This window comes from Streptomyces sp. NPDC006450, assembly GCF_040612195.1.
In the GTDB taxonomy this organism is placed as follows: Bacteria; Actinomycetota; Actinomycetes; order Streptomycetales; family Streptomycetaceae; genus Streptomyces.
In genome coordinates, this window is sequence record NZ_JBEXPT010000008.1 from 1 (window position 1) to 25142 (window position 25142).

Sequence of the window (25142 nt, forward strand, 5' to 3'; positions counted from 1 at the left end):
ACACCCCCCCCCCCCCCCACCGCCATTCGATCGCCGGTGAGTGGTTTTCACTCGTGTGCTCTTCCGACCTGCGCCCGGCACGCGACGGGGGCCGGCCCCCCCCCCCCCGGGGGCGCCGGCCCTTTCGCCTTGCGGTGGCACCGCCATGCAGCACCGCAGGACGCTTGTCGGCCACGCGGCGGAGCCGCGTGGTGTCTCGTGGTCTAGCCGAAGCGGCCCGAGATGTAGTCCTCGGTCGCCTGCACGGACGGGTTCGAGAAGATCCGGTCCGTGTCGTCGATCTCGATCAGCTTGCCGGGCTGGCCGACCGCGGAGAGGTTGAAGAAGGCCGTGCGGTCGGAGACGCGCGCCGCCTGCTGCATGTTGTGCGTCACGATGACGATCGTGAAGCGCTCCTTGAGCTCGCCGATCAGGTCCTCGATGGCGAGGGTGGAGATCGGGTCGAGGGCCGAGCAGGGCTCGTCCATCAGCAGGACCTGGGGCTCGACCGCGATGGCGCGGGCGATGCACAGACGCTGCTGCTGGCCGCCGGAGAGGCCGGAGCCGGGCTTGTTCAGGCGGTCCTTGACCTCGTTCCAGAGGTTGGCGCCCTGGAGGGACTTCTCGACGATCTCGGTGAGCTCGGACTTCTTGAAGGAGCCGTTGAGGCGCAGACCCGCGGCCACGTTGTCGAAGATCGACATGGTGGGGAAGGGGTTCGGGCGCTGGAAGACCATGCCGACCGTGCGGCGGACCGCGACCGGGTCCACGCCGGGGCCGTACAGGTTCTCGTCGTCCAGCAGCACCTTGCCCTCGACGCGGCCACCGGGGGTGACCTCGTGCATGCGGTTCAGGGTGCGCAGGAAGGTGGACTTGCCACAGCCGGAAGGGCCGATGAAGGCGGTCACGGAGCGGGGCTCCACGGTCATCGAGATGTCGTCGATGGCCTTGTGCGTGCCGTAGAAGGCGGACAGTCCGCTGACGTCGATTCGCTTCGCCATGGTGGTCACTTCGCTTTCTGTGGTCGCGTCAGCGACCGGTCTTGGGAGCCTTCCAGCGGGCGATGCCGCGAGCCACCAGGTTGAGGATCATGACGAAGGCGATCAGGACGAGCGCTGCGCCCCATGCCCGGTCGTAGGAGGCTTCACTACCGACCTTGTACTGCTCCCAGATGTACAGGGGGAGCGAGGACTGGGCGCCTTCGAAGGGGTTGTTGTTGATCAGCTGGGAGCCGAAGACCAGCAGCATGATCGGCGCGGTCTCTCCCGCGATACGGGCGACGGCCAGCATCACGCCGGTGGAGATTCCGCCGATCGCGGTGGGGAGCACGACCTTGAGGATCACGCGCCACTTCGGCACACCGAGGGCCAGGGCGGCCTCGCGCAGCTCGTTCGGGACGAGCTTGAGCATCTCCTCGGTGGAGCGGACCACGACGGGCATCATCAGGATCGACAGGGCCATCGCGCCGGCGAAGCCGGAGGGGCCGAAGCCGAGCATCAGGTTCCAGGTCGTCAGGATGAACAGACCCGCGACGATGGAGGGGATGCCGGTCATGACGTCGACGAAGAAGGTGACGGCCTTGGCGAGCGAGCCCTTGCCGTACTCGACCAGGTAGACGGCGGTCAGCAGGCCGATGGGGGCCGAGATCGCCGTGGCCAGGGCGACCTGCTCGATGGTGCCGAGGAGGGCGTGGTAGACGCCGCCGCCGGGCTCGAAGCTGGTCACGCCGTTCATCGAGTGGCTGAGGAAGTCCGCGTCGAGGACCTCCATGCCGCGGCTGATGGTCGTCCACAGCAGCGAGAGCAGCGGGGCGAGGGCGAGGACGAAGCAGACCCAGACGACGGAGGTCGCGACCCGGTCCTTGGCCTGGCGGCGGTTCTCGACGATCGAGCTGGCCGTGTAGGTGATGATCACGAACAGGGCGGCCGCGAGCAGACCCCACTGGACCTTGCTGTGGAGGCCGAAGAGGACGCCGAGGCCGGAGCCGAGCGCGACCGAGAGGACGGCGATGCCGGCCGGTGCCCAGCGGGGCAGGTGGCCCTGCGTCAGGTTGCTGGGGGCGGCGGACCGGGCGGCCCGGGAGGGGCGCGGGTCCTGGAGTGCGTGGCTCATCAGGCGTTCGCCCCCGAGAAGTCCTTGCGACGGGCGATGATCAGCCGGGCGGCGCCGTTGACCAGCAGGGTGAGCAGGAAGAGCACGAGGCCGGAGGCGATCAGGGCGTCGCGGCCGAACTCGTTGGCCTCGTCGAACTTCGCGGCGATGTTCTGTGCGAACGTGCCGCCGCCCGGGTCCAGGATGTGGCCGGAGATCAGGAAGCTCGGGGAGAGGACGGTCGCGACGGCCATCGTCTCGCCGAGCGCGCGGCCGAGGCCCAGCATCGAGGCGGAGATGACGCCGGAGCGGCCGAAGGGCAGGACCGACATCCGGATGACTTCCCAGCGGGTCGCGCCGAGGGCCAGTGCGGCCTCCTCGTTCATGCGCGGAACCTGCAGGAAGACCTCGCGGCTGACGCTGGTCACGATCGGCAGGATCATGATCGCGAGCAGGATGCCGACGGTGAAGAGCGAGCGGGCGACGCCGACCTGGGTCTTGTCGAAGACGTAGGTCCAGCCCATGTACTCGTCGAGCCAGAGGTTCAGGCCGGCGAGCTGCGGGACGAGGAAGAGGGCGCCCCAGATGCCGTAGATGATCGACGGCACGGCGGCCAGCAGGTCGACCACGTAGGCGAGGGGGGCGGCCAGCTTGCGCGGCGCGTAGTGCGAGATGAACAGGGCGATGCCGACGGCGACCGGAACCGCGATGGCCATCGCGATGATCGAGCTGACGACGGTGCCGAAGAGCAGGACGGCGATGCCGAAGACGGGGGGAGTGGCCGAGGCGTTCCAGTCGAACGTGGTGAGGAAGTTGCCCTCGTTCTCGGCCAGCGCGATGGAGGCGCGGTAGGTGAGGAAGATGGCGATCGACGCCATGATCACCAGGAGCAGGATGCCGGAGCCCTTGGAGAGGCCCGCGAAGATCTTGTCACCGGCGCGGCCGGTGGACCTTCCGCTCTTGGAGACAGGCGGAGCCGTGTCTATCTGGGTGGGTGTGGTGGAAGCCATGGTCTTTCCGGTCTGGATGGGGGGCAGGCCCCCTGGCGGCGGTGCACCGGATCCCCTGGGTGGAGGGGAGGGTCCCCGGGCCGGTCCGCTCCCCGGACGGGGGGAGCGGACCGGATGTCCGGGGGTCTTGGTCAGGCGAGCTTCGCGATGACTTCGCGGACCTTGGCGTTGATCTCGGCCGGGATCGGGGCGTAGCCGTTCTCGGTCAGGACCTTCTGGCCGGCCTCGGACGCGGTGTAGTTCAGGAAGGACTTCACGGTCGGCAGGGTCTCGGGCTTGTTGCCCTTGTCGCAGACGACCTCGTAGGTCACCAGGACGATCGGGTAGGCGCCCTCGGCCTTGGTGGCGTAGTCGAGCTTGAGCGCCAGGTCGTCGCCGGTGCCGGAGATCTTGGCGGCGGCGATGGCCTTGGAGGCGTTCTCGCCCGTGGCCTTGACCGGAGCGGCGGCGCCCGTGGCGATGTCCACGGTCTTGATGCTCTGCGAGGAGGCGTACGAGAGCTCGAAGTAGCCGATCGCGCCGTCAACAGCCTTGACCTGCGAGGCTACACCGGAGGAGCCGGAGGCGGCCTGGCCACCCGGGGCCGGCCACTTCTTCGCGGCCTCGTACGTCCAGGCCTCGGGAGCGGCGGTCTTGAGGTACTTGCCGAGGTTCTCGGTGGTGCCCGAGTCCTCGGAGCGGTGGAACGCCTGGATCGCGGTGGCGGGAAGCGTGACGCCGGGGTTCAGCTTCTTGATCGCCTCGTCGTCCCACTTCTTGATCTTGTCGTTGAAGATCGCGGCGAGGGTGGGGGCGTCCAGCGTCAGCTTGTCCACGCCGGCGACGTTGAAGCCGATGGCGATGGGGCCGCCGACCATCGGCAGGTCGATGCCCTGACCGCCGGTGCAGATCTTCTTCGACTCCTCGACGGCTTCGGGCTTCAGCGCCGAGTCCGTGCCGGCGAAGCCGACGGTGCCCTGGTTGAACGCGACGATGCCCTCACCGGAGGAGGAGGACTTGTAGTTCACCTCGACGCCGGGGCAGGCCGCCATGTAGTTCTTGACCCACAGGTCGACGGCGTTCTTCTGCGCGGAGGAGCCCGAGGCGAGGAGCTTGCCCTTGGCGCCCTCGCACTTGATGTCGCCCACGGCGGCGGAAGGCTTGCCCGAGGCGCCGGCGTCGGTCTTGGTGTTGTCGTCCGAGCCGCACGCCGTGAGGACCAGGGCGCCGGACACGACGAGCGCCCCGAGGGCGGAGGCACGAAGCATGTTCTTGCGCTGAAGCTTCACTTTCGGGTGTTTCCTTCCAGAAGCCGCCGGCCGCTTTCTGAATCGGGGCGGCGTGCGAAGAGGACTACGTCGGATGCCCGGAGGAATCATCCGTATTCGCGGCGACTCGCTCCCTGCTTCTACGAAGTTAGGCAGATCAGGTGAAGCGGCCGACCGCGGTAAGTGAACGGATGGTGAACCGTGGCGGACGGGGTGGTGTGTCCGGGCGGCAGCTCGGCTCGGCGTCATCTCCCGTTATCCCGCCGTTACCGTTACGTGACCGCGTCGGCGTGGGTCCGGTGCGGCGCCGTCGCCGGACGTCTGCCCCCGGAACTCCGCACCTCACACGCCGGCGGGGCTGAAAGTGGCCGCGCCGCCGGCGGGCCCGGGGCCGCCGGGGTCAGACGCCCGCGTGGCTGGAATCGGCCGGTTGCCAGATGTGCTGGAAGGTGGCGCGGGAGGCTTCGACCTCGTGGCGCTGGTCCGCGTGCAGGACGCCCAGGGCGTACGCCGTCGCCGGGGCGATGCGGGGGGTGCGGGCCGCCGTGGCCGAGGCCGCCGCCGCTTCCGCGGCGTCGCGGTGGCGGGTCAGGGCCTCGCCCGCGGCCGTCAGGCGGGCCACGTCGCCGCCCAGGGCCTCCTGGGCGTAGCGGTGGACGCGCAGCAGGCGGCGTACCTCGTTCCACGAGCTGTCGTGGTCGGCGTCGTACGGGTGCGACGGCGAGGGGGCGGGGAGGGAGTGCACCGCCGTGGACAGGCGGGAACGGGCCACCTCGGCGAGGGGGGCCAGGACCTCGTCCACCCGGCCGCGGGCCGCCACCGGGTCCAGCGGGACCTCGGAGGCCAGTACGGCCACCGCGTCCGCGACCGCGTGGAATCGGGAGGAGCCGAGCGCCTGCAGGGTCGCGGAGTGGGCCCGGGTCCGGGCCAGGGTGAGCTGGCGCTCCAGCAGGGCGCCCGCGCGGGCCGATCCCACGGTCAGCGAGCCCGCGGTGCCCCTGGGCGCCGGCACCTCGGGGCTCCCCGACAGCCGCTGCAGGGCGTCCATCAGCCGTGACAGCCGGGCCCCGTACGCGTGCTCGTCGGCCAGCGTCGTCGAGAGCCAGACCAGCTCGGTGCGCAGCGAGTCCGCCCACGAGGAATCGGCCACCGCCCTGAAGGTGGACAGGGAGCAGGAGATCCGGCGCGCAGCCCCCCTCAGGCTGCGCGCCGCCTCGCTGCCCTCGGCACTGCCGCTCGCGGCGCCCTCCTCGTGCAGGCGCAGGCCCCGCAGGAACGCGGTGGCCTGCGCACGCAGGTACGTACCGAGCACGGTGCCTGCCGTCGTCGCGGGCAGGTCATGTTTTGGCTGAGCCACGCCGGCGCCTCCGGGCGTCAATGAGCATCTCCTGAACGTGCCGCAGCGGCTGGCCCTCGCTGTCCGTGCTGTGCCGGGTCCATTCGCCGTCCGGGCCGAGGTGCCAGGAGCTGGTGGCGTCGGACATGCCGGTTTCCAGCAGCCGGTCCAGTGCCGCGCGGTGGGCCGGGTCGGCGACCCTGACCAGTGCCTCGATACGGCGGTCGAGGTTGCGGTGCATCATGTCGGCGCTGCCTATGTAGACCTCGGGTTCGCCGCCGTTGCCGAAGGCGAAGACCCGGGAGTGCTCCAGGAAGCGGCCGAGGATCGAGCGGACCCGGATGTTGTCCGAGAGCCCGGGGACACCGGGGCGGATCGCGCAGATGCCGCGGACCCAGATGTCGATGGGCACGCCCGCCTGCGAGGCCCGGTAGAGGGAGTCGATGAGCGCCTCGTCGACGATCGAGTTCATCTTGAGGCGGACGTACGCGGGGCGGCCCGCCTTGTGGTGGGCGGCCTCCTTGTCGATCCGGGAGATCAGGCCGTCGCGCAGCGAGCGCGGGGCCACCAGCAGCCGGCGGTAGGTCTCCCGGCGCGAGTAGCCGGACAGCCGGTTGAAGAGGTCGGAGAGGTCCGCGCCGACCTGGGAGTCGGCGGTGAGCAGGCCGAGGTCCTCGTAGAGCCGTGCCGTCTTGGGGTGGTAGTTCCCGGTGCCGACGTGGGAGTAGCGGCGCAGGGTGTCGCCCTCCTGGCGGACGACGAGCGACAGCTTGCAGTGGGTCTTGAGGCCGACGAGGCCGTAGACGACGTGGCAGCCGGATTCCTCCAGCTTGCGGGCCCACTTGATGTTGGCCTGCTCGTCGAAGCGGGCCTTGATCTCGACGAGTACGAGGACCTGCTTGCCGGATTCGGCGGCGTCGATGAGGGCGTCCACGATCGGCGAGTCGCCGGAGGTCCGGTACAGCGTCTGCTTGATCGCCAGGACGTCAGGGTCGGCGGCGGCCTGCTCCAGGAAGGCCTGCACGGAGGTCGAGAAGGAGTCGTACGGGTGGTGCAGGAGCACGTCCCGCTCGCGCAGCGCCGCGAAGATGTCGGGCGCGGACGCGGACTCGACCTCGGCGAGGTCGCGGTGCGTGCCGGCGACGAACTTCGGGAACTTCAGCTCGGGGCGGTCCAGGGAGGCGATCCCGAAGAGGGCGGTGAGGTCGAGGGGGCCGGGGAGCGGGTACACCTCGGACGGGTTGACCTTCAGCTCCTGCACGAGCAGGTCCAGGACCCCGGGGTCGATGGACTCCTCGACCTCCAGGCGCACCGGCGGGCCGAAGCGGCGCCGCATCAGTTCCTTCTCGAGGGCCTGGAGGAGGTTCTCCGCGTCGTCCTCTTCCACTTCGAGGTCCTCGTTGCGGGTCACGCGGAACATGTGGTGCGCGAGCACCTCCATGCCGGGGAACAGCTCCTCCAGGTGCGCGGCGATCACGTCCTCCAGCGGGACGTAGCGCTGCGGGGAGGCCTCCAGGAAGCGGGAGAGGAGCGGGGGGACCTTGACCCGGGCGAAGTGGCGGTGGCCGCTGACGGGATTGCGTACGACCACGGCCAGGTTCAGGGAGAGGCCGGAGATGTACGGGAACGGGTGCGCGGGGTCCACGGCCAGCGGGGTGAGCACCGGGAAGATCTGGTTGCGGAACAGGGTGAAGAGGCGGGCTTGCTCCTTCTCGGTGAGGTCGGGCCACCGGATGAGGTGGACGCCTTCCTCGGCGAGCTGCGGGGAGATGTCCTGCTGGAAGCAGGCGGCGTGGCGGGCCATGAGCTCGCGCGAGCGGGTCCAGATGAGGTCGAGGACCTCACGCGGCTGCAGGCCCGAGGCCGAACGGGTGGCGACGCCGGTCGCGATGCGGCGCTTGAGGCCGGCGACGCGGACCATGAAGAACTCGTCGAGGTTGCTGGCGAAGATCGCCAGGAAGTTCGCGCGCTCCAGGAGGGGCGTGGCGGGGTCCTCGGCGAGCTCCAGGACGCGCTCGTTGAAGGCGAGCCAGCTGCGCTCCCGGTCGAGGAAGCGGCCCGGGGGCAGCTCTCCGGTGTCCTTCTCGTCGTAGGCGTCCAGGTCCGCGTCGAGATCCGGTTCCAGATCGACGTGCGGGCGGTGGGCGGCTATGGACCCCAGGCGGGCGTGGGCGCCGGTTGCGGCGCGTGCTGCGACGGCCTCGGGCGTGGCGGCGCGCGCGGCCGCGGAATCAGAGACGTCGGCGGCGCTGGGTGCGGACGGCGAGGCGAACTTGTGCGCCGGCTGCTGCGTGGGGACCTCGGAAGGGGCTGCGCTGGGCTTGTGGCTCATGACTCCATTCTTCCGCGCGCGAGGGAGGACAGGCGCGTCGAAAGTGTCGGCCGTCAGTCGGAGTCGGGGCTGCATGCGGTCAGCTTCACGACCGCGCATTAATGCCCGGTTAATGGCGTATGGCTTCCAGGGTCCGGGCGGGGGTCGGCTGATGCCGACCGGGGGCGCTGTCGTGCCGGTCGGACGGAGGCGCCAGCGGGTGCGTGGGGCCGGGGGGTGATCTAGCGTCGGTGGGAGGGAGGGATGTCCTGCCGAGCCGGTCCGGTACGGGAACCGGGCCCGGGGCCGTACGCGGTCGCGCGTGCTCGGCGCCGTTCCCACGTGGTCCGGTGCGGCCGGGGCTCAGCGCGTCCGGTGTCCGGCGCGTCCGGGTCCTGGCACCTTGCGGGCCCGGTGCGTCGGGGCTCGTCCGGGTCGCGGCCCGGGCCGCGTGGAGATTCCGGAGAGCAGGTGCGTCCCATGCGCACGTCGGCCCGTATCGCAAGTGTCCTCACCGGTCTGACCCTCGCCCTGGGAGGCGCGGCCCTGACGGCTCCCGCCGCCCCGGCCGCCCCCGCGGACGTCTCGGCCTGCATCAACCAGGTCGAGCGGGAGCTGAAGGGCGGCGAGGCTCCGGCATCCGTCCACACCGCGTGCTACATCGCGGTGACCGGGGCCCATGGCACGTGTGTGGCCGGCCTGGCCGAGGGCATCGGGGTGACCAAGGCGACCGCGGAGAGCGCCTGCAAGCTGGGCGCCGAGTAGGAACACCCGGCCCCCAGCCCACCACCCGCGTCCGCAGCCCCGTGGGGCGGCGCGGGTCAGCTCTCCGTGCGGTACATCAGGTCCACCTCGTGGGTGGAGAAGCCGAGGCCCGCGTACACGGCCAGGGCCGCCGGGTTGTCGGCGTCCACGTAGAGCATCGCCGTGGGCAGGCCCGTCGCGGCCAGGTGGCGCAGGCCGATCGCGGTGAGGGCCTTGCCGAGGCCGCCGCCCTGCGCGCCGGGGCGTACGCCGAGGACGTAGACCTCTCCCAGCTGCTGCTCGGCGTGCACCTTCGTCCAGTGGAAGCCGATCACCTCGCCGTCGCGCTCCGCGAGGAAGAAGCCCTTGGCGTCGAACCAGGGCTGCGCGATGCGGTCGTTCAGGTCCCGCTGCGTGAGCGAGCCCTGCTCGGGGTGGTGGGCGAAGGCCGCCGCGTTGACGGCCAGCCAGGCGGCGTCGTCGGTGCCGGGCACGAAGGTGCGTACGGTCACGCCGGCGGGGAGCACGGCCTCCGGCAGGGGGTCCGCGTCCGCGCCGAGCGGGCGGCGGAGCTGGCGCAGTTCGCGGAACAGGGTCAGGCCGAGCACCTGCGCGAGGTGGCGGGCCGCTGACTTGCCGCCGTGCGCCCACACCCGGATGCGCTTGCCGGAGGCGGCCAGCAGGGCGCTGCCCAGCGCCCGCCCGTGCCCGCGCCCGCGCATCGCGGGGTGCACGACGAGCTCGGCCGCGGGGGCCTCCACCGGGTCGGTGTCCTCCAGTTGCCCGTACGCGGTGAGTCGCCCGTCGACGGTGAGGAGGAAGTGGCGGATCCCCTCCCGCGCTCCGCCGCGCAGCTGGAGCCGGCCCTGCTCGGACACGGCGGTGGTGCCGTCGGTGCGGGCCGCGTCCTCGATCAGGGCGAGAACGGCGTCGGCCTGTTCGTCCGTCAGTTCGTCGAGGGTCTGGATCTGCCGTCCCGGCTCCAGGACCACTGCTGCGTCGTCAGTCATGGAACCGAGCCTACGACCACCGTGGGGGGCCGGAGGGGTGCGGCCCGGACGGGAGCCGGTCCGGGCCGCGCGAACGGGCCGCGGACCGGCCGCGTGTCGTCCCGGACAGCCCGCGGACAGCATCCGGCCGGTCCGCGGACGGGTGCGCCGACGGGTGCGCCTACGGGTGCGCCTACGGGAGCTCGTCCCCTGCGTGTAACCAGCTCGATACCCTGTACCCCCTGTCGCGCTACGCGCGTTGACTCTAGGCTTCGGCAGACCTCCCAAGATGTATCGCTGTCCACAAAGGGGACCAAATGTCAGCGACGCCACAACGGCACCGCCGAAACCGCCGGTTGGCCCTCACCGCTCTCGCCGTTGCCACGGCGGGCGGTGCGATGATCGCCGCCGCCCTTCCGGCCGGAGCCGCGAGTGGTGACGGATACGGCTCTGACGGCCGCACCGTCGACGTACAGATGCTGTCGTTCAACGACCTCCACGGCACGCTGGAGCCCCCGCAGGGCTCCTCGGGCACTGTGACCGAGCGTCAGGCCGACGGCACCACCAAGGCCATACCCGCGGGCGGTGTCGAGTACCTCGCCACCAGCCTGCGCGAGGCCCGCAAGGGCCACCGCTACTCCGTCACCGCGGCGGCCGGCGACATGATCGGCGCCAGCCCGATGGTGTCCGGCCTCTTCCACGACGAGCCGGCCATCGAGGCGCTCAACGACCTCGACCTCGACGTGAGCAGCGTCGGCAACCACGAGTTCGACGAGGGCAAGACCGAGCTGCGCCGCATGCAGTACGGCGGCTGCCACCCGGTCGAGGGCTGCTTCGAGTACGGCAAGGAGTTCGGCGGCGCCGAGTTCAAGTACCTCGCCGCGAACGTGGTGGACCAGAAGACCAAGCGCCCGATGATGAACCCGACCTTCATCTGGAAGAAGGGGGACGTGAAGATCGGCTTCATCGGCGTCACCCTGGAGGGCACGCCCGACATCGTGACCGCCGACGGGGTCAAGGGCCTCACGTTCGGCGACGAGGTCGAGACGATCAACAAGTACGCCGCCGAGCTGAACAAGCAGGGCGTGAAGTCGATCGTGGCGCTGATCCACGAGGGCGGCCTGCCGGCGAGCGGCGCGTACAACTACGACTGCGACGTGCCGGGCGCCGGCGCCGGTATCTCCGGGGCCATCGTCGACATCGCGAAGAACGTCTCGCCGACGGTCGACGCCCTGGTCACCGGCCACACCCACCAGGCGTACGCGTGCAACATCCCCGACCCGGCGGGCAATCCGCGCACGGTCACCTCGGCCGCCTCGTACGGCCGGCTGTACACGGACACCACCCTGACGTACGACCGCGCGACCAAGGACATCGTCCGTACGCCGGTCAAGTCGCCGAAGCCGCTCCAGAAGGTCGTCACCCGGGACCAGCCCAAGGCCCCGGACCTGACCGCGCTGATCGAGCGCTGGAACGCGCTGGCCGCGCCGATCGCGAACCGTCCGATGGGCTACATCTCGGCCGACATCCCGGGCCGCGGCTCGTCGGAGTACGAGAAGCCGCTCGGTGACGTGATCGCCGACGCGCAGCTGGAGGCCCTGGCCCCGGCGGACAAGGGCGGCGCCCAGCTCGCCCTCATGAACCCGGGCGGCATCCGCGCGGACCTGGCCTACAAGGCCGCCGGCGCCGAGGGCGACGGGGTGGTGACCTACGGGGAGTCGTACACGGTCCAGCCGTTCACCAACATGATGACGGTGGTCGACCTGACCGGCGCCCAGCTGATCACCGCGCTCCAGCAGCAGGTCAGCGGCCCGGTCAACGGGGTGAGCCCGAAGATCCTGCAGGTCTCCAAGGGCTTCTCCTACACCCTGGACACCACCAGGGCGGGCGCGGACCGCATCGTCGTGGACTCGGTGAAGCTGAACGGCGAGGCGATCGACCCCGCCCGGACCTACCGGGTCGCGATGAACGAGTTCCTCGCGGGCGGCGGTGACGGCTTCGGCGTCCTGAAGGAGCACAAGAACAAGCTGGTCGGCGCGTCCGACCTGGACATCTTCAACGCCTACCTGACCGGGCACTCCTCGGCGTCCGCGCCGCTGGCCCCGCCGGTGGCGGACCGGATCACGGTCATCAAGTAACACCTGAGGAAGAAGGGGCGGTGGGCCACTGGCCTGCCGCCCCTTCGGCGTTCCCGGGGTGCTCAGTGCGCTGCCAGGAAGGCGCGGACGGCCTCGTGGAACTCCGCGGGGTTCGTGAACGGCAGGAAGTGGTCGGCGTCCAGGGGCGTGTACGAGGTCCCGGGCCGCTGGGTGACCATCGCGTCGGCCTGTACCTGGGGCAGGGAGGTGCTGCGCGTGCCGTGGATCAGCAGGGCCGGGCAGCCGCTCGCGAGCCAGGTGGCCCGGTGGTCGCCGCGGCAGGCCTCGACGGAGTCGAGCATGTCCTGCGGGTGGAACGGCAGCCGCCAGCCTCCCGCGGTCAGCGGGCGCAGGGCTTGGGCCACGAACTGGGAGCCCACCGGCCCGGCCGCCTCGAGGAGTTCCTCGCGGGTGGGGGCGGTGTACCGCATGCCCCGCAGGAAGGCCATCCACCCGCCGTCGCTGGGGTCGATCTCCACGGCGGCCTCCGCGTTGACGAGTACGGAGATCCGGTCGGGGTGGGCGGCGGCCAGGTGGACGGCGTTGAGTCCGCCGAGCGAGTAGCCGAGGAGCGCGACGGGTGCGTCCAGGCCGAGGTGGTCGAGCAGGGCGACGGCGTCGGAGACATAACCGGCACGGCTGTAGTCGGCGGCCCGGTCGGAGTCCCCGTGGCCCCGCTGGTCGGGGGCGATGACCCGCCAGGTGTCGCCCAGGGCCTCGGCGAGCGCGGCGAAGGCGAGGCCCTCGGACATGCCGCCGTGCAGGGCGAGCAGGGGGCGGCCGGGCCCGCCGAAGTCCAGGTAGGACAGGGTGCGGTCGTCGATCTTCAGCTCGTGGCGCATGGCGTTGCTCTCCCCGTGTGTGCGGGTCGGTGGGCGTGAGTTCAGCCTGCCAGGAGTTGGGCAAGCGCGCAATACGACTGTGTAAGGCGCGTGCCCAAATCGTGGGCGCGGCTACGATCCGGGCATGGGAAATCGCGAGGACCTGCTGGCCGGAGCCCGGCGCTGCCTGGAGGAGAAGGGGTACCTCCGCACGACCGTGCGGGACATCGCCTCGGCCGCGCAGGTGAGCATGGCCGCGATCGGCTACCACTTCGGCACCCGCGAGGCGCTGCTCAACCAGGCGCTGTTCGCGGCCATGGACGAGTGGGCCGCCGGGTCGGGCAGGCTCGCGGGGCAGGGCGACACCGCGCGGGAGCGCTACGCCGACACCTGGGACCGCAAGATCCGGGACTTCGGTGAGATGCGCTGGCTCTGGACCGCCTCCGTCGAGGCCTTCGTGCACGCGCAGTCCTCGCCCGAGCTGCTCGCCGTCCTGGCCGAGGGCCAGCGCCACAACCGGCGCATGGTGGCCGCGCAGTTGCGCGGAGTCCCGGTCGAGGAGGTCGCGGAGGAGGACGTACGGAGCCTCGGGTCGGTGCACATCGCGCTGCTGACCGGGGTCATGGTGCAGTGCCTGACCGATCCGGAGCACGCGCCGGACGGCCGGTCCCTCGCCCAAGGACTGCGTGCGATGGCGGACTTGCTCGAAAGCTGACGCCTACCCGTGGGTAGTAATGCACGGCTCCGCACGCCATAATCCGGGCCACCACTGGGTCGGCAAAGGGGCGGGCATGGGCGTGGGCACGGGTATGGGTACGGGCACGGATGCGGGCACGGCTGCGGGCACGAGCGCGGGTACGGGGCTGCGGCGGCGCGGCTTCCTGACGGGGGCGGCGGCCCTGGGCGGCGCGGCCCTGCTCGGCGCCGGCGCCGGGACGGCCTCGGCCGCCACTGGTGCCGCCACCGGTGCCACATCCACGACGGCCACCGCACTCGGCACCCAGGACTGGATGAGCGGGCTCGGCGACTCCACCGCCCTCCAGAGGATGACCATCCCCGGCACCCACGACTCGGGTGCCACCCGGGGCGGGCTCTACGTCGCCTGCCAGAACACCTCCATCGCCGACCAGCTCGGCTCCGGGATCCGCTTCCTCGACGTCCGCTGCCGGGTGACCGGCGGATCGTTCGCGATCCACCACGGCGCGTACTACCAGAACCTGATGTTCGGCGACGTCCTCGCCGCCTGCTGGAACTTCCTCGCCGCGCACCCCTCCGAGACCGTGCTGATGCGGCTCAAGCAGGAGTACTCCGAGGAGAGCGACGCCACCTTCCGCGCCGTCTTCGACGACTATCTGAACAACCGGGGCTGGAGCCCGCTCTTCACCATCGCGGACTCGCTCCCCACCCTCGGCCAGGTCCGCGGCAAGGTACTGCTGCTCCCCGACAACGGCGGGCTGCCCGGCGGCCTGCGCTACGGCGACGGCAACGTCTTCGACATCCAGGACGACTACATGGCCGAGCCCTTCGCCAAACGGGGCAAGATCGAGAACCACTTCCGCAAGGCCGTCCAGCAGCCCGGCAAGTTCTTCATGAACTACACGAGCACGGCCGCCGCCTTGCCGCCCCGCTGGAACTCCGACCGGCTGAACCCGCAGGTGCACGCCTTCGTCGACGGCTCGGAACTGGCGGGCCGGACCGGGCTCGGGATCGTCCCGATGGACTTCCCCAACACCCGCTCCGGCCTGGTGGCCTCACTGATCCGGCACAACTGACGCCTGCGCGGGCGGCGGAGACGGGGCGCCCGGGATGCTGAGGACCGCCTCCGTGCCCGGGCCGCCGTCCGCCGGGGCGCGCAGTGCGGCCGTCCCGCCCGCGCGCTGCACCGTACGGGCCACGATCGACAGGCCGAGGCCGCTGCCGGGCAGGGCCCGGGCGGACGGGGAGCGCCAGAAGCGCTCGAAGACGTGCGGGAGGTCGTCGGCCGGGATGCCCGGACCGCGGTCCCGGACGGTCAGGGCGCCCGCGCGCAGCGACACGGTGACGGTGCTGCCCGGCGGGCTGAACTTCACCGCGTTGTCCAGGACGTTGACGACCGCCCGCTCCAGGGCCGCCGCCTCGCCGCGTACGTACCAGGGCGCCAGGTCCGAGTCGAACTCCAGCTCCGGACCGCGCAGCCGGGCGCGGGACAGGGCCGCGCCCGCGATCTCGTGCAGGGCCACCACACCGAGGGGGCCGGGGGCTGCCGCGTCCGGACGGGACAGCTCCTGCAAGTCGCCGATCAGCGAAGCCAGTTCCGTCATCTGCGCCTTGACCGAGGCCAGCAGCTCCCTGCGGTCGTCCGGCGGGATGGCCCGGCCGGTCTCCTCGCTGCGTGCCAGCAGCTCGATGTTGGTGCGCAGCGAGGTGAGCGGGGTGCGCAGCTCGTGCCCGGCGTCCGCGATCAGCTGGGCCTGGCGCTCCTGGGAGGAGGCGAGCGCGGCCGTCATGGAGTTGAAGGAGCGCGACAGGCGGGCGATCTCGTCGTCGCCCTCGTCGGGGATGCGGACGGTGAGGTCCTCGGTACGGGCGATGTGCTCGACGGCGCCGGTCAGTTCGTCGACCGGGCGCAGGCCCGTACGGGCCACCCACAGGCCGGCGACGCCGGCGCCGAGGATGCCGACGCCGGAGACGAAGACGAGCACCCAGGCCAGGGTGGACAGGGGCTTCTCGATGTCGGCCAGTGGTTTGGCGATGGAGATGCCGAAGACCGGCGAGCCCGGCTGGGTCTGCGCGGTCCGGGTGTAGACGCGCATCTCGGTGCCGTCGGCGGTGGTCGCGTCGTGCAGGGCGCCGGTGCGGGCCCCGCCCGCGGCGATCTCCTTGTCCAGCGCGGTCACCGGCAGGGTCGTGGTCCCGCTGACCCAGCAGTGGTTGCCGTCGGCCGTCACGATCTGCACGACCGCGTTGAGGTTCCCGGCGATCTCCTGGCCGGGCTGGCTCGGAGGCTTGTCCACGCAGGCGCCGTCGCGGATGGTCCGCAGCACCTGCGCGGACACGTTCGTGGCCATCAGGGAGCCGTCCAGCTGGTCGCGCAGCTGCGTGCGCACCATCACCCAGGACACCGCGGCGACCGCCGCGACGGCGAGCGCCACCGCGACGGTGACCAGCAGGGCGAGGCGGGAGCGGAGCGGGAGGGCGCGGAATCTGGCGGTGGGGCTCACTCAGGACCGCCGGTGTCGCCGGCCCCCGCGGCGCGCAGTACGTAGCCCACCCCGCGCACGGTGTGGACCAGGCGGGGCTCGCCCCCGGCCTCGGTCTTGCGGCGCAGGTACATCACGTACACGTCCAGGGAGTTGGAGCTGGGCTCGAAGTCGAAGCCCCACACGGTCTTGAGGATCTGCTCGCGGGTCAGGACCTGGCGCGGGTGCGCGAGGAACATCTCCAGCAGGGTGAACTCGGTACGGGTCAGCTCCACCGGGCGGCCGCCGCGGGTGACCTCGCGGGTGGCGAGGTCCATGCGCAGGTCGCCGAAGGTCAGCGCGTCCTCGGCCTCGCCGCCCCCGGGGGCGGGGGCGGCGTAGGAGCTGCGGCGCAGCAGGGCGCGGACGCGTGCGAAGAGCTCGTCGAGCTCGAACGGCTTGACCAGGTAGTCGTCGGCGCCCGCGTCGAGGCCGGTGACGCGGTCGCCGACCGTGTCGCGGGCGGTCAGCATCAGGACCGGCGTGGTGCTGCCGGCGGCACGCAGGCGGCGGGCGGCCGTCAGGCCGTCCATCCGCGGCATCTGGATGTCCAGGATGATCAGGTCGGGGGCGTACGAGGCCGTCTTGTCGAGGGCGTCGAGCCCGTCGACGGCGGTCTGCGTGCCGTACCCCTCGAAGGCCAGGCTGCGGCGCAGGGCCTCGCGTACGGCCGGTTCGTCGTCGACGACGAGGATGCGCTGCTGGTCGCCTTCGGCGCTCATTCGGGGTCCCCCCAGGTGGTGGTCGGTCTCCTACCAGGCTCGCACGGGCGGGCTAGAAGGAGGTCCCGAAACCGTTCGCGGTGTTGCCGGTGCCGCTGTCGCCGGTGTCGCCACTGCCGCCCGGGCCGCCCTTGCGGAGGGAGGGGAGGTCGGCCTTGATGGTGTTGACGGGGATGGCGAAGCCGAGGCCGACGCTGCCGGCGGTGCCGCTGCCGCTGGAGGGGGAGTAGATCGCGGAGGGCATGCCCACGATCTCGCCGTTCATGTTGACGAGGGCGCCGCCGGAGTTGCCCGGGTTCAGGGAGGCGTCCGTCTGGATGGCCTTGTACGAGGTGGTGTCCGTGCCGGTGTTCCCGTTGAACTGCCGGCCGCCGTAGGAGAACGGGAAGCCGTCCTGCGGGGACTGCTGCTTCTCCGACTTCGGGACGTTCACCTCGCGGTCGAGCGCGGAGACGATGCCGCTGGTGACCGTGCCGGTGAGGCGGTCGGGGGAGCCGATGGCGACGACCTCGTCGCCGACCTTGAGGCCGTCGGAGTTGCCGAGGGCGGCGGGCTTGAGGCCGCTCGCGCCCTCCAGCTTGATGAGGGCGAGGTCCTTGTCCGGGTCCGTGCCGACGGTCTTCGCGGTGTACTTCTTGCCGTCGCTCATCGTCACCTGGATCTGGCTCGCGCCGTCGATCACGTGGTTGTTGGTGACGATCTCGCCGTCGGCGGTGATCACGATGCCGGAGCCCGTGCCCTGGCCGGAGGAGGTGCGGGTGTCGATGCGGACGACGGAGGGGCTCACGTGCTCGGCGACGCCGGTGACGGTGCCGCTGTTCGACTGGGAGATGGTGCTGCCGTTGACGCCGGTGCCCGTGCCGCCGGTCTTGGCGAGCATCTGCTGGACGGCGGCGGCCGTACCGCCGCCGACGACCGCGGCCGCGAGGGCCACGGCGGCGAGGAGGGCGACCGGGCGCTTGGCGCGGGCGTGGCCCGGGGCCGCGGCGGGGGCCGCCGGGGCGGCTCCGCCCCAGGTGGCCCAGCCGCCGTTGCCGCTGCCGCCGTTGCCGCTGCTCCGGGGGACGGTCTCGCCCTGGATGACCGGGGGCGTGTGAGCCTCGTGCCAGCCCGGGGCCGGGGCGGCCGGGGGGTAGGACGGCGGCGGCGGGTACGCGGCGTCCTGTGCGAGCCGGTCACGACCGCGCTGCCAGTCCTCGCCCCACGGGGCGGGCTGCTCGGGGCGGTTCTCCTGGGGGTACTCGCCTTCGCGGCGGAGGTTCTCGGTCATGGATACGACTGTGTCCGCCGATGATGAGAGCTTCCTGAGTCCCCGCTGAGAAGCCCGACAGAACCGTGTATGCCCGATATAAGCCCGGGCTGGGCCCGGACCCCCTGGGGCTCCGCCCCGGGGAACGGGCGAAGGGCGGGTAGGGGAGCCAGCCCCCGTTTCAGGGCCGACCCAGTCGCACCCGCGCGGCGGTGCGACCGGACAGCTCGACGGCCTAGCGGCAGCCGCAGGAGCGGCGGATGACCAGGGCCGACGGGAACTGCTTCAGGCGTTCGCGGCGGGAGCCCGCCACCCGCAGGGCGTCGTCCAGGACGAGGTCCACCGCGGCGCGGGCCATCGCCGGGCGGTCCGAGGCGATCGTGGTGAGGGGCGGGTCCGTCAGGGCCGCCTCCTTGACGTCGTCGAAGCCGGCCACGGCCAGCTCCCCGGGCACGTCGATGCGCAGCTCCCGCGCGGCGCGCAGGACGCCGATCGCCTGGTCGTCCGTAGCGCAGAAGATCGCCGGCGGGCGGTCGGGCCCGGCCAGCAGCTCCAGGGCGACCTTGTACGCGTCGTAGCGGTTGTACGGGGCCTGGAAGAGCCGGCCCTCCACCGAGCGGCCGGATTCGAGCATGGCCCGCCGCCAGCCCTCGACGTGGTCGGCCACCGGGTCGCCGACCTCGGGGGTGTTCTCCACGCCGCCCAGGCAGGCCACGTACGGATGCCCGTGTTCGAGGAGGTGCCGGGTGGCGAGCTGCGCGCCGCCGATGTCGTCCGTGACGACGGCGACGTCGTCGATGGCCTCGGGGCGCTCGTGGAGGAGGACCACGCGGGCGTCCCAGGCCTCGATCTCGGAGGCGGCCTGCTCGCTCATGCCCTGGCTGACCAGGATCAGCCCGGAGACCCGCATCCCGAGGAAGGCCCGCAGGTAGTGGACCTCGCGCTCGGTGCGGTAGTCGGAGTTGCCGACCAGCACCATCTTTCCGCGCTCGGCGGCAGCCTGCTCCACCGCGTGCGCCATCTCCGCGAAGAACGGCTGGCGGGCATCGGGGACGATCATGCCTATGAGGTCGGTGCGCCGTGAGGCCATCGCCTGGGCGACCCGGTCCGGGCGGTAGCCCAGCTCCTTGATCGCGGCGAGGACACGCTCGCGCGTGGCCGGGGCAACCGGCCTGGGTCCGTTGTTGATGACGTAGCTCACGACGGCGGTAGAAGTACCCGCAAGTCGTGCCACGTCATCCCGCGTCACCTTGGCCACGCGCGGAAGTCTACGCGGGGTGACCTACCTCTGGGCAGGGCGTCCGGAGGAGGTCGTTCCCACGGCCCTCCTAGTCCGTACGGGTGAGTGCCGCGGCAGCCCGCGCGGAGGCCTCGGCCGCCGCCTTCGTGGCCGCCTGCGCGGCCGCTTCGGCCGCCGCCCGTTCCACCTTCTCCGGGGTGACGAAGCGGTACCCGACGTTGCGGACGGTTCCGATCAGCGACTCGTGCTCGGGCCCGAGTTTCGCGCGCAGACGCCGTACGTGCACGTCGACGGTGCGGGTGCCGCCGAAGTAGTCGTAGCCCCACACCTCCTGGAGGAGCTGCGCACGGGTGAAGACCCGGCCCGGGTGCTGGGCGAGGTACTTGAGGAGTTCGAACTCCTTGAAGGTCAGGTCCAGGACCCGGCCCTTCAGCTTCGCCGAGTACGTCGCCTCGTCGACCGACAGGTCGCCGTTGCGGATCTCCATCGGGGAGTCGTCCGAGCCGAGCTGCTGGCGGCCCGTGGCGAGGCGCAGCCGCGCTTCGACCTCGGCCGGTCCCGCGGTGTCGAGGAGGACGTCGTCGATGCCCCAGTCGGCGGTGACGGCCGCGAGGCCGCCCTCGGTGACGACGAGGATCAGCGGGCAGCCGGGCCCCGTGGAGCGGAGCAGCTGGCACAGCGACCGCACCTGGGGCAGGTCGCGGCGGCCGTCGACGAGGATCACGTCGGCGCCCGGGGTGTCCACGAGGGCGGGGCCCTCGGCGGGGGCCACCCGGACGCTGTGGAGCAGCAGGCCGAGGGCCGGCAGCACCTCGGTCGAAGGCTGCAGGGCGTTGGTCAGGAGCAGGAGTGAGCTCACGCCCGACCACCCGCCCGGGTCGGACGGTGGTACTGGTGGTGTGCTTGCGCAGGTGCGTGCGCCTGTACCTCTGCCCGCACCTGCACTTGCACGACGGTTCGCTGGTCCATCACGTCGGTTCCTCCTCGGTCCCGTCGAGGACTTTCGCGGCACTGCTTCGTACGACTTGCCCGGTGTCCGGCCGTCCCCGCGCCCTGAGGCCCGGACGGACACCACTGTTCTCGGTTCGTTCAACGTTCTGAAAGCACAAAAGGACCCGGGGGCTACGTTGCCCGGATCCTCTCGCCAGCAGAATAGCCCACCCGGCCCGGCCTGGCCGAGGCTTCGCAGGGTTCCACTTCTGTGGTTCCCACCACCTCCGGGACCTGCATATGCGCCGGTTTCACCGGATCGGTGGACCCGGTGCGGGCCGCCCGGGCGCACGTGGGGCGCGCGGAGGCACGCCGGGATCGGAGGCGCGAGGGTTCATGATGGAGGCCGACGGCAGAGCGCCGACGAGAGGAGCGTGCAGTGGCAACCGGAACCATCCGCTACTGGGCGGCGGCGAAGGCCGCGGCCAAGACGGCGGAGGAGCCGTACTCGGCGCGGACACTGGCCGAGGCGCTCGACGCCGTGCGGGAACGCCACCCCGGGGAACTGACCCGGGTCCTGCTGCGCTGCTCCTTCCTCGTGAACGAAGAGCCTGTGGGCAAGCGCCCGCACGATTCCGTCGAGCTGACCGAGGGGGGCACCGTCGAGGTGCTCCCGCCGTTCGCGGGCGGGTGAGCGGAGCCCCATGAGCACGCCTGAGGAACAGCAGCAACAACAGCAACAGCAGTTTCTGGAGCAGCAGCAGCAGCAACAGCAACAGCCGGATCCGTACGGGACCCAGACCTGGCAGTCCGCCACGTGGGACACCTCGTACCAGCCGGTGCAGGCCCCGCTGGACGGCGTACCGGCGCAGTACCCGGTCGCCCCCGAGGGCTGGTTCCGCGAGGAGCCGCAGGCCCAGGGGCAGGGGCAGCCTCAGGCACCCGCCTCCGGTCAGGAGTGGGGGCAGCAGCAGGCGTACGCGGACCCCTACGCGGATCCCTACGCGGCTCCGGCCTACCCGCAGGCCTCGGCCCCGGACCACTGGTTCCGCGACGAGGAGCAGGCGCAGCAGGTGCAGCAGGCAGCGCAGGGACAGCAGGCACCGCAGGGACAGCAGGCACCGCAGGGACAGCAGGCACCGCAGGCCTCGCAGCCGCAGGGCGAGCCCCCGCAGCAGTGGGGGGAGACGGCGTACCTGCCTCCCTACCCCGGCCCGTCCGACCCACCGGCCCCCGGCCGGGAGTGGGCCGCGGAGTCGGCCCCGTACCTCCCGCAGCAGGCCGCCCAGGCCCCGGAAGGGGTTCTGGCCGCGCACGCGGTGGCGGCCGACGGGGCTGCGGAGGAGGAGCCCGCCTGGTCGCCGCCCACCCTCGCCGGCAACACGCTGCGCGCCGTGGACCCGGCCCAGGCCCGCGCCGAAGGCCGCTCTCCGATCATCGATCCCGGTCCGCAGGCGGCCATACTGACGGCCGCCCTCGGACTGGTCATCGCGGCCGCCGCCGCTCTGAGCGAGTTCGCGCTGCTCGCGCCGCTGATCGCCCTCCAGGGCCTCACCGCGGCGGGCTGGTTCCGGCTCAACGGCATGTGGCCGGCCCGTCAGGGCATCGCCCTGGCCTTCGCCGGGGCGGTCGTCGCCGATGTGGCGGTGCTCGCGGTGGACGCGCCGTACGGCCCCGGCGCGATCGTCGGCACCCTCGGTGCCTGGGTGCTGCTGACGCTGGTGCTCCAGCTGCGCAGCCACGCGGATCCGGACGAGCGGATGTACGGGCTGATGGCCTCGGTGGCCTCGGCCGCGCTGGCCATCGTCTGCGCGGGCTACCTCGCGGCCGACTCCGCGGCCGTGAGCGTGGGCGCCGCCGCCGTGGCGGTGGCCGTCTTCGCCCGGGCGCTCCCGCTGCCCACCGCGCCCTCGGTCGGCGTCTCGCTGGCCGCCGCGGCCGGTGCGGGCATCGCCGTGGGCGGCCTGACCTCCGTCGGAGCGGGCGGCGCGCTGATCGGCCTGGCGGCCGGGGTGTGCGCGCTGATCGGGCTGCGCGTGGCCGCGTACGACTATCCGTCGAAGTTCGTCCACATGACGGCCGGTGTGGCGCTGCCGCTGGCAGCGGCGGCCCCCGCGGTCTACCTGATCGGCAGGGTGGTGGGCTGAGGCTCCCGCCTCCCCTCCTGAGCGCCCGCCCCGCTTGCCCGGGGCGGGCGTCGTCGCACCGGCTCACAGCGCCCTCACGGCCGGACATGGTCCACTGGCCCGACGTACCAATCGTCTGGGGGGTGGGCACGTGCGTGTCCTGCGTGTCGTTGTGATCATCGGAGTGGTGCTCGGTGGCCTGTTGGTCGGGCTGGACCGATGGGCCGCCGGCTATGCCGAGGGCCGGCTGGCGGATCAGATACGGGCCCGGCAGGGCCTGTCCGGAGTGGAGGTGGACGTCCACGGGTTCCCCTTCCTGACCCAGCTGCTCACCCGGGACCTCGACCAGGTCGACCTGAAGGTGGCGGGCGTGGACGTGGAGACCGCGGACGGCCGTACCACGCACCTGTCCCGGCTGCGGGTCGCCTTCCGGGGGGTGGAGCTGAACGGCGACTACAACGGCGGCACCGCCCGGACCGCCAAGGGCTCGGCCCTGGTCACGTACGCCGACCTGACCGCGGCCGCCCAGCCCGGGGTGACGGTCGCCTACGGCGGGGCGCCGGGCAAGCTGAAGGTCACCGCGCGCGTGGAGTTCCTCGGCAGGACCCTCAGCCGCAGCGTGGTGTCGACGGTCTCCCTCGTCGACTCCGGCGACGGGAAGGGATCGACGATCGTCCGGGTCCGCGCCGACGAGGTGCCGGGTGAGGGCCTCCCCGGGATCGAGTCGGTGGTCCGCAAGAAGACCGACTTCGACCGGCGGATCGACGGCGGTCTGCCGTCGGGGGTCCGGTTGACGGAGCTGACCTCGGACGAGGCCGGTGTGGTGCTCACCCTGGGCGGTAAGAATCTGGCTGTGGCCGGATAGTGAGACGGGTGGGTCCGATCCGCAGATGGGAGGGCCGTACGGGGCTCCGAGGGCCCCTCGCCGGGAGAGCCGCGAGGGACCCGATCCCAGTATGCGGACGATCCTGTCTCGACATATGACACGGCGGTGACAGGGCGGCCGATTCGTCCCTACGATCCATGGCTATGAAGCATCAGCAGGCGGACCTCACGAAGCGACGGGCAGTAGACCTGTGTCGCGTCGCCGCCATGCTCTGTCGATCCATGTGACGTGTGAGCGCATCCCGCTCCATAGCCGGACGACGGCCTTCCGCTTTCCCGTGCGACCACCTCTGCCTCCCGCCCTCCTGAAGCCTCCCCGCAACAGGATCCGCCGGGGGCACCTCCCAGCGGTAGCCGGGAGGAGTACCCGGACGCACGCCCATCGCACCACCAGCACCGCCCCGCCGCACACTGCCCCGGAGGAGAACACCATGAGCCGCAGCGACGTCCTCGTAGACGCCGACTGGGTCGAGGCCCACCTGAACGACGCGAACGTCGTCATCGTCGAGGTGGACGAGGACACGTCCGCGTACGACAAGAACCACATCACCAACGCCGTCCGGATCGACTGGAAGAGCGACCTCCAGGACCCGGTCCGCCGCGACTTCGTGGACCAGGAGGGCTTCGAGAAGCTCCTCTCCGCCAAGGGCATCTCCAACGACGACACCGTCGTCCTCTACGGCGGCAACAACAACTGGTTCGCGTCCTACGCCTACTGGTACTTCAAGCTCTACGGTCACCAGGACGTCCGCCTGCTCGACGGCGGCCGCAAGAAGTGGGAGCTCGACTCCCGCGACCTGGTCGACGGCACCGATGTCCCGAACCGCCCGGCCACCGAGTACAAGGCCAAGGCCCAGGACACCTCGATCCGCGCCTTCCGTGACGACGCGGTCGCCGCGATCGGCACGAAGAACCTGGTCGACGTCCGCTCGCCCGACGAGTTCTCCGGCAAGCTGCTCGCGCCGGCGCACCTCCCGCAGGAGCAGTCGCAGCGTCCGGGCCACATCCCGAGCGCCCGCAACATCCCGTGGTCGAAGAACGCCAACGACGACGGCACCTTCAAGTCCGACGAGGAGCTCACCGCCCTCTACCAGGCCGAGCAGGTCGACCTGGCGAAGGACACCATCGCGTACTGCCGCATCGGTGAGCGCTCCGCACTCACCTGGTTCGTGCTCCACGAGCTCCTCGGCCAGGAGAACGTCAAGAACTACGACGGCTCGTGGACCGAGTACGGCTCGCTGGTCGGCGTGCCGATCGAGCTCGGCGCCAACAAGTAGTTCCGGGCAGCAAGCATTCCGGGCATGCGACGCCCGTAGTCATACCTCTCTAGGACAGGACAGAGAACATGTGTGGAGCAAAGATCGGCGGGCCCGACCTCTCGACGCTGAAGCCCGGTGAGACGGCCATCCAGGGCCAGGTCACCAAGGACGGCGAGCCCATCAGCGGCTACGTCCGTCTGCTGGACTCGACCGGCGAGTTCACCGCCGAGGTCCCGACCTCGGCCACCGGCCAGTTCCGCTTCTACGCGGCCGAGGGCTCCTGGACGCTGCGCGCCCTCGTGCCCGGCGCCCAGGCGGACCGCGCCGTGGTCGTCGTCGAGTCCGGCGGCGTCACGGACGTGGCGATCGCGGTCTGAGCACCGCACCTGTGACCGTGTGACGACATGACCGTGTGACGGCATGACCGTGTGACGGAACGCATGACCGGCCGAAGGGCCGCACCCCCGGGGGTTGGACGCCATCGGATCGGGGTGCGGCCCTTCGTGTCGTTCCGGACCTCCCCGGGAGTGCGGGGCGGCCCTACCCTGGAGGCATGTACGCCCGGCGCCGGCGCGTCTACTTCCTGCTCATGGGCGGATGCCTCTTCCTCTTCGTCTCCGCCTGGTCCTTCGTGCGCCTGTGGTCCGTCGAGGCCGCCGTGGCCCTGTGCGTGGTCGCCATGGTCATTCCGCCGGTCGCCGCGATCGTCGCGAACCGGCGCGGCCCGGACGACCGCTGGTGGGACGACCCCTCGGGCGATCCGAAGTCCGACGAGTGGTGGGACGAACTGGATGGAAAGCGGCGTCACGAGGACTGAAACCCGTTGAGATAAAAATGTAATAAGGGT

24 protein-coding genes are annotated in these 25142 nt (G+C 71.5%); 11 read left to right on the forward strand and 13 right to left on the reverse strand.

Annotation, left to right across the window (positions count from 1 at the left end):
* Window positions 1-203: 203 nt before the first annotated feature.
* The 6 genes from pstB to ABZY57_RS05205 form a co-directional block, all read right to left on the reverse strand.
* On the reverse strand, window positions 204-980 hold the full coding sequence (pstB, locus tag ABZY57_RS05180; protein ID WP_356508290.1) for a phosphate ABC transporter ATP-binding protein PstB: 777 nt from the start codon (window positions 978-980) through the stop codon (window positions 204-206).
* Window positions 981-1008: 28 nt separating this feature from the next.
* Window positions 1009-2091 (reverse strand): phosphate ABC transporter permease PstA, encoded by a 1083-nt coding sequence (gene pstA / locus ABZY57_RS05185; protein ID WP_356508292.1) that lies wholly within the window; start codon window positions 2089-2091, stop codon window positions 1009-1011.
* On the reverse strand, window positions 2091-3080 hold the full coding sequence (pstC, locus tag ABZY57_RS05190; RefSeq protein WP_356508294.1) for a phosphate ABC transporter permease subunit PstC: 990 nt from the start codon (window positions 3078-3080) through the stop codon (window positions 2091-2093). The genes pstA and pstC overlap by 1 nt, the downstream gene beginning before the upstream one ends.
* Window positions 3081-3211: 131 nt before the next feature.
* Window positions 3212-4348, reverse strand: coding sequence for a phosphate ABC transporter substrate-binding protein PstS (gene pstS, locus ABZY57_RS05195; RefSeq protein WP_356508296.1), 1137 nt, complete (start codon window positions 4346-4348; stop codon window positions 3212-3214).
* Between the two features lie 379 nt (window positions 4349-4727).
* Window positions 4728-5684, reverse strand: coding sequence for a CHAD domain-containing protein (locus ABZY57_RS05200; protein WP_356508298.1), 957 nt, complete (start codon window positions 5682-5684; stop codon window positions 4728-4730).
* Window positions 5665-7995 carry an RNA degradosome polyphosphate kinase gene (locus tag ABZY57_RS05205; protein ID WP_356508300.1) on the reverse strand — a complete coding sequence of 777 codons (2331 nt, stop codon included), beginning with the start codon at window positions 7993-7995 and terminating at the stop codon, window positions 5665-5667. The genes ABZY57_RS05200 and ABZY57_RS05205 overlap by 20 nt, the downstream gene beginning before the upstream one ends.
* A gap of 459 nt (window positions 7996-8454) precedes the next feature.
* Here ABZY57_RS05205 and ABZY57_RS05210 point away from each other — a divergent pair, with 459 nt between their 5' ends.
* Window positions 8455-8739, forward strand: coding sequence for a hypothetical protein (locus ABZY57_RS05210; RefSeq protein WP_356508302.1), 285 nt, complete (start codon window positions 8455-8457; stop codon window positions 8737-8739).
* A 56-nt stretch (window positions 8740-8795) separates the two neighbouring features.
* On the opposite strand, the gene mshD is transcribed toward ABZY57_RS05210, so the two are convergent.
* Window positions 8796-9728, reverse strand: a complete 933-nt coding sequence (gene mshD, locus ABZY57_RS05215; protein ID WP_356508304.1) for a mycothiol synthase — start codon at window positions 9726-9728, stop codon at window positions 8796-8798.
* 296 nt (window positions 9729-10024) lie between these two features.
* Here mshD and ABZY57_RS05220 point away from each other — a divergent pair, with 296 nt between their 5' ends.
* Complete coding sequence (locus ABZY57_RS05220; RefSeq protein WP_356508306.1) at window positions 10025-11845, forward strand: 5'-nucleotidase C-terminal domain-containing protein; 1821 nt, start codon at window positions 10025-10027, stop codon at window positions 11843-11845.
* A gap of 62 nt (window positions 11846-11907) precedes the next feature.
* On the opposite strand, the gene ABZY57_RS05225 is transcribed toward ABZY57_RS05220, so the two are convergent.
* Window positions 11908-12687 carry an alpha/beta hydrolase gene (locus tag ABZY57_RS05225; protein WP_356508308.1) on the reverse strand — a complete coding sequence of 260 codons (780 nt, stop codon included), beginning with the start codon at window positions 12685-12687 and terminating at the stop codon, window positions 11908-11910.
* 124 nt (window positions 12688-12811) lie between these two features.
* Here ABZY57_RS05225 and ABZY57_RS05230 point away from each other — a divergent pair, with 124 nt between their 5' ends.
* Together ABZY57_RS05230 and ABZY57_RS05235 are read left to right on the forward strand one after the other, a co-directional pair.
* Window positions 12812-13381 (forward strand): helix-turn-helix domain-containing protein, encoded by a 570-nt coding sequence (locus ABZY57_RS05230; protein WP_356508310.1) that lies wholly within the window; start codon window positions 12812-12814, stop codon window positions 13379-13381.
* A gap of 76 nt (window positions 13382-13457) precedes the next feature.
* On the forward strand, window positions 13458-14438 hold the full coding sequence (locus tag ABZY57_RS05235; RefSeq protein WP_356508312.1) for a phosphatidylinositol-specific phospholipase C: 981 nt from the start codon (window positions 13458-13460) through the stop codon (window positions 14436-14438).
* On the opposite strand, the gene ABZY57_RS05240 is transcribed toward ABZY57_RS05235, so the two are convergent.
* The 5 genes from ABZY57_RS05240 to ABZY57_RS05260 all read right to left on the reverse strand — a co-directional run bounded on the left by ABZY57_RS05240 (window position 14418) and on the right by ABZY57_RS05260 (window position 19954).
* Window positions 14418-15866, reverse strand: coding sequence for a HAMP domain-containing sensor histidine kinase (locus ABZY57_RS05240; RefSeq protein ID WP_356508314.1), 1449 nt, complete (start codon window positions 15864-15866; stop codon window positions 14418-14420). The two genes, ABZY57_RS05235 and ABZY57_RS05240, sit on opposite strands and share 21 nt — an antisense overlap.
* Window positions 15863-16606 (reverse strand): response regulator transcription factor, encoded by a 744-nt coding sequence (locus tag ABZY57_RS05245; protein ID WP_356508315.1) that lies wholly within the window; start codon window positions 16604-16606, stop codon window positions 15863-15865. The genes ABZY57_RS05240 and ABZY57_RS05245 overlap by 4 nt, the downstream gene beginning before the upstream one ends.
* Before the next feature lie 52 nt (window positions 16607-16658).
* Entirely contained in the window at window positions 16659-17876 is a 1218-nt protein-coding gene (locus ABZY57_RS05250; protein ID WP_356508317.1) for a trypsin-like peptidase domain-containing protein, read from the reverse strand.
* A gap of 214 nt (window positions 17877-18090) precedes the next feature.
* Entirely contained in the window at window positions 18091-19113 is a 1023-nt protein-coding gene (locus ABZY57_RS05255; RefSeq protein WP_356508319.1) for a LacI family DNA-binding transcriptional regulator, read from the reverse strand.
* A 70-nt stretch (window positions 19114-19183) separates the two neighbouring features.
* Window positions 19184-19954: a response regulator transcription factor gene (locus tag ABZY57_RS05260; RefSeq protein ID WP_356508321.1), complete on the reverse strand. Its 771-nt coding sequence runs from the start codon at window positions 19952-19954 to the stop codon at window positions 19184-19186.
* A 510-nt stretch (window positions 19955-20464) separates the two neighbouring features.
* Here ABZY57_RS05260 and ABZY57_RS05265 point away from each other — a divergent pair.
* The 7 genes from ABZY57_RS05265 (at window position 20465) to ABZY57_RS05295 (ending at window position 25112) form a co-directional block, all read left to right on the forward strand.
* Complete coding sequence (locus tag ABZY57_RS05265; protein ID WP_112449116.1) at window positions 20465-20719, forward strand: MoaD/ThiS family protein; 255 nt, start codon at window positions 20465-20467, stop codon at window positions 20717-20719.
* Between the two features lie 10 nt (window positions 20720-20729).
* A complete protein-coding gene (locus ABZY57_RS05270) occupies window positions 20730-22172 on the forward strand; it encodes a hypothetical protein (RefSeq protein ID WP_356508324.1) in 1443 nt (480 codons plus the stop codon).
* A 130-nt stretch (window positions 22173-22302) separates the two neighbouring features.
* A complete protein-coding gene (locus ABZY57_RS05275; RefSeq protein ID WP_356508326.1) occupies window positions 22303-23016 on the forward strand; it encodes a DUF2993 domain-containing protein in 714 nt (237 codons plus the stop codon).
* A 164-nt stretch (window positions 23017-23180) separates the two neighbouring features.
* Window positions 23181-23264: a putative leader peptide gene (locus ABZY57_RS05280; protein WP_350206375.1), complete on the forward strand. Its 84-nt coding sequence runs from the start codon at window positions 23181-23183 to the stop codon at window positions 23262-23264.
* Window positions 23265-23467: 203 nt separating this feature from the next.
* Window positions 23468-24313 (forward strand): sulfurtransferase, encoded by an 846-nt coding sequence (locus ABZY57_RS05285; protein WP_356508328.1) that lies wholly within the window; start codon window positions 23468-23470, stop codon window positions 24311-24313.
* Window positions 24314-24381: 68 nt separating this feature from the next.
* The gene (locus ABZY57_RS05290) at window positions 24382-24672 is read left to right on the forward strand and encodes a DUF1416 domain-containing protein (protein WP_243339454.1); all 291 of its coding nucleotides are present in this window, start codon (window positions 24382-24384) and stop codon (window positions 24670-24672) included.
* 176 nt (window positions 24673-24848) lie between these two features.
* Window positions 24849-25112, forward strand: a complete 264-nt coding sequence (locus tag ABZY57_RS05295) for a DUF3099 domain-containing protein (RefSeq protein WP_356508330.1) — start codon at window positions 24849-24851, stop codon at window positions 25110-25112.
* The last annotated feature ends 30 nt before the right edge of the window (window positions 25113-25142 follow it).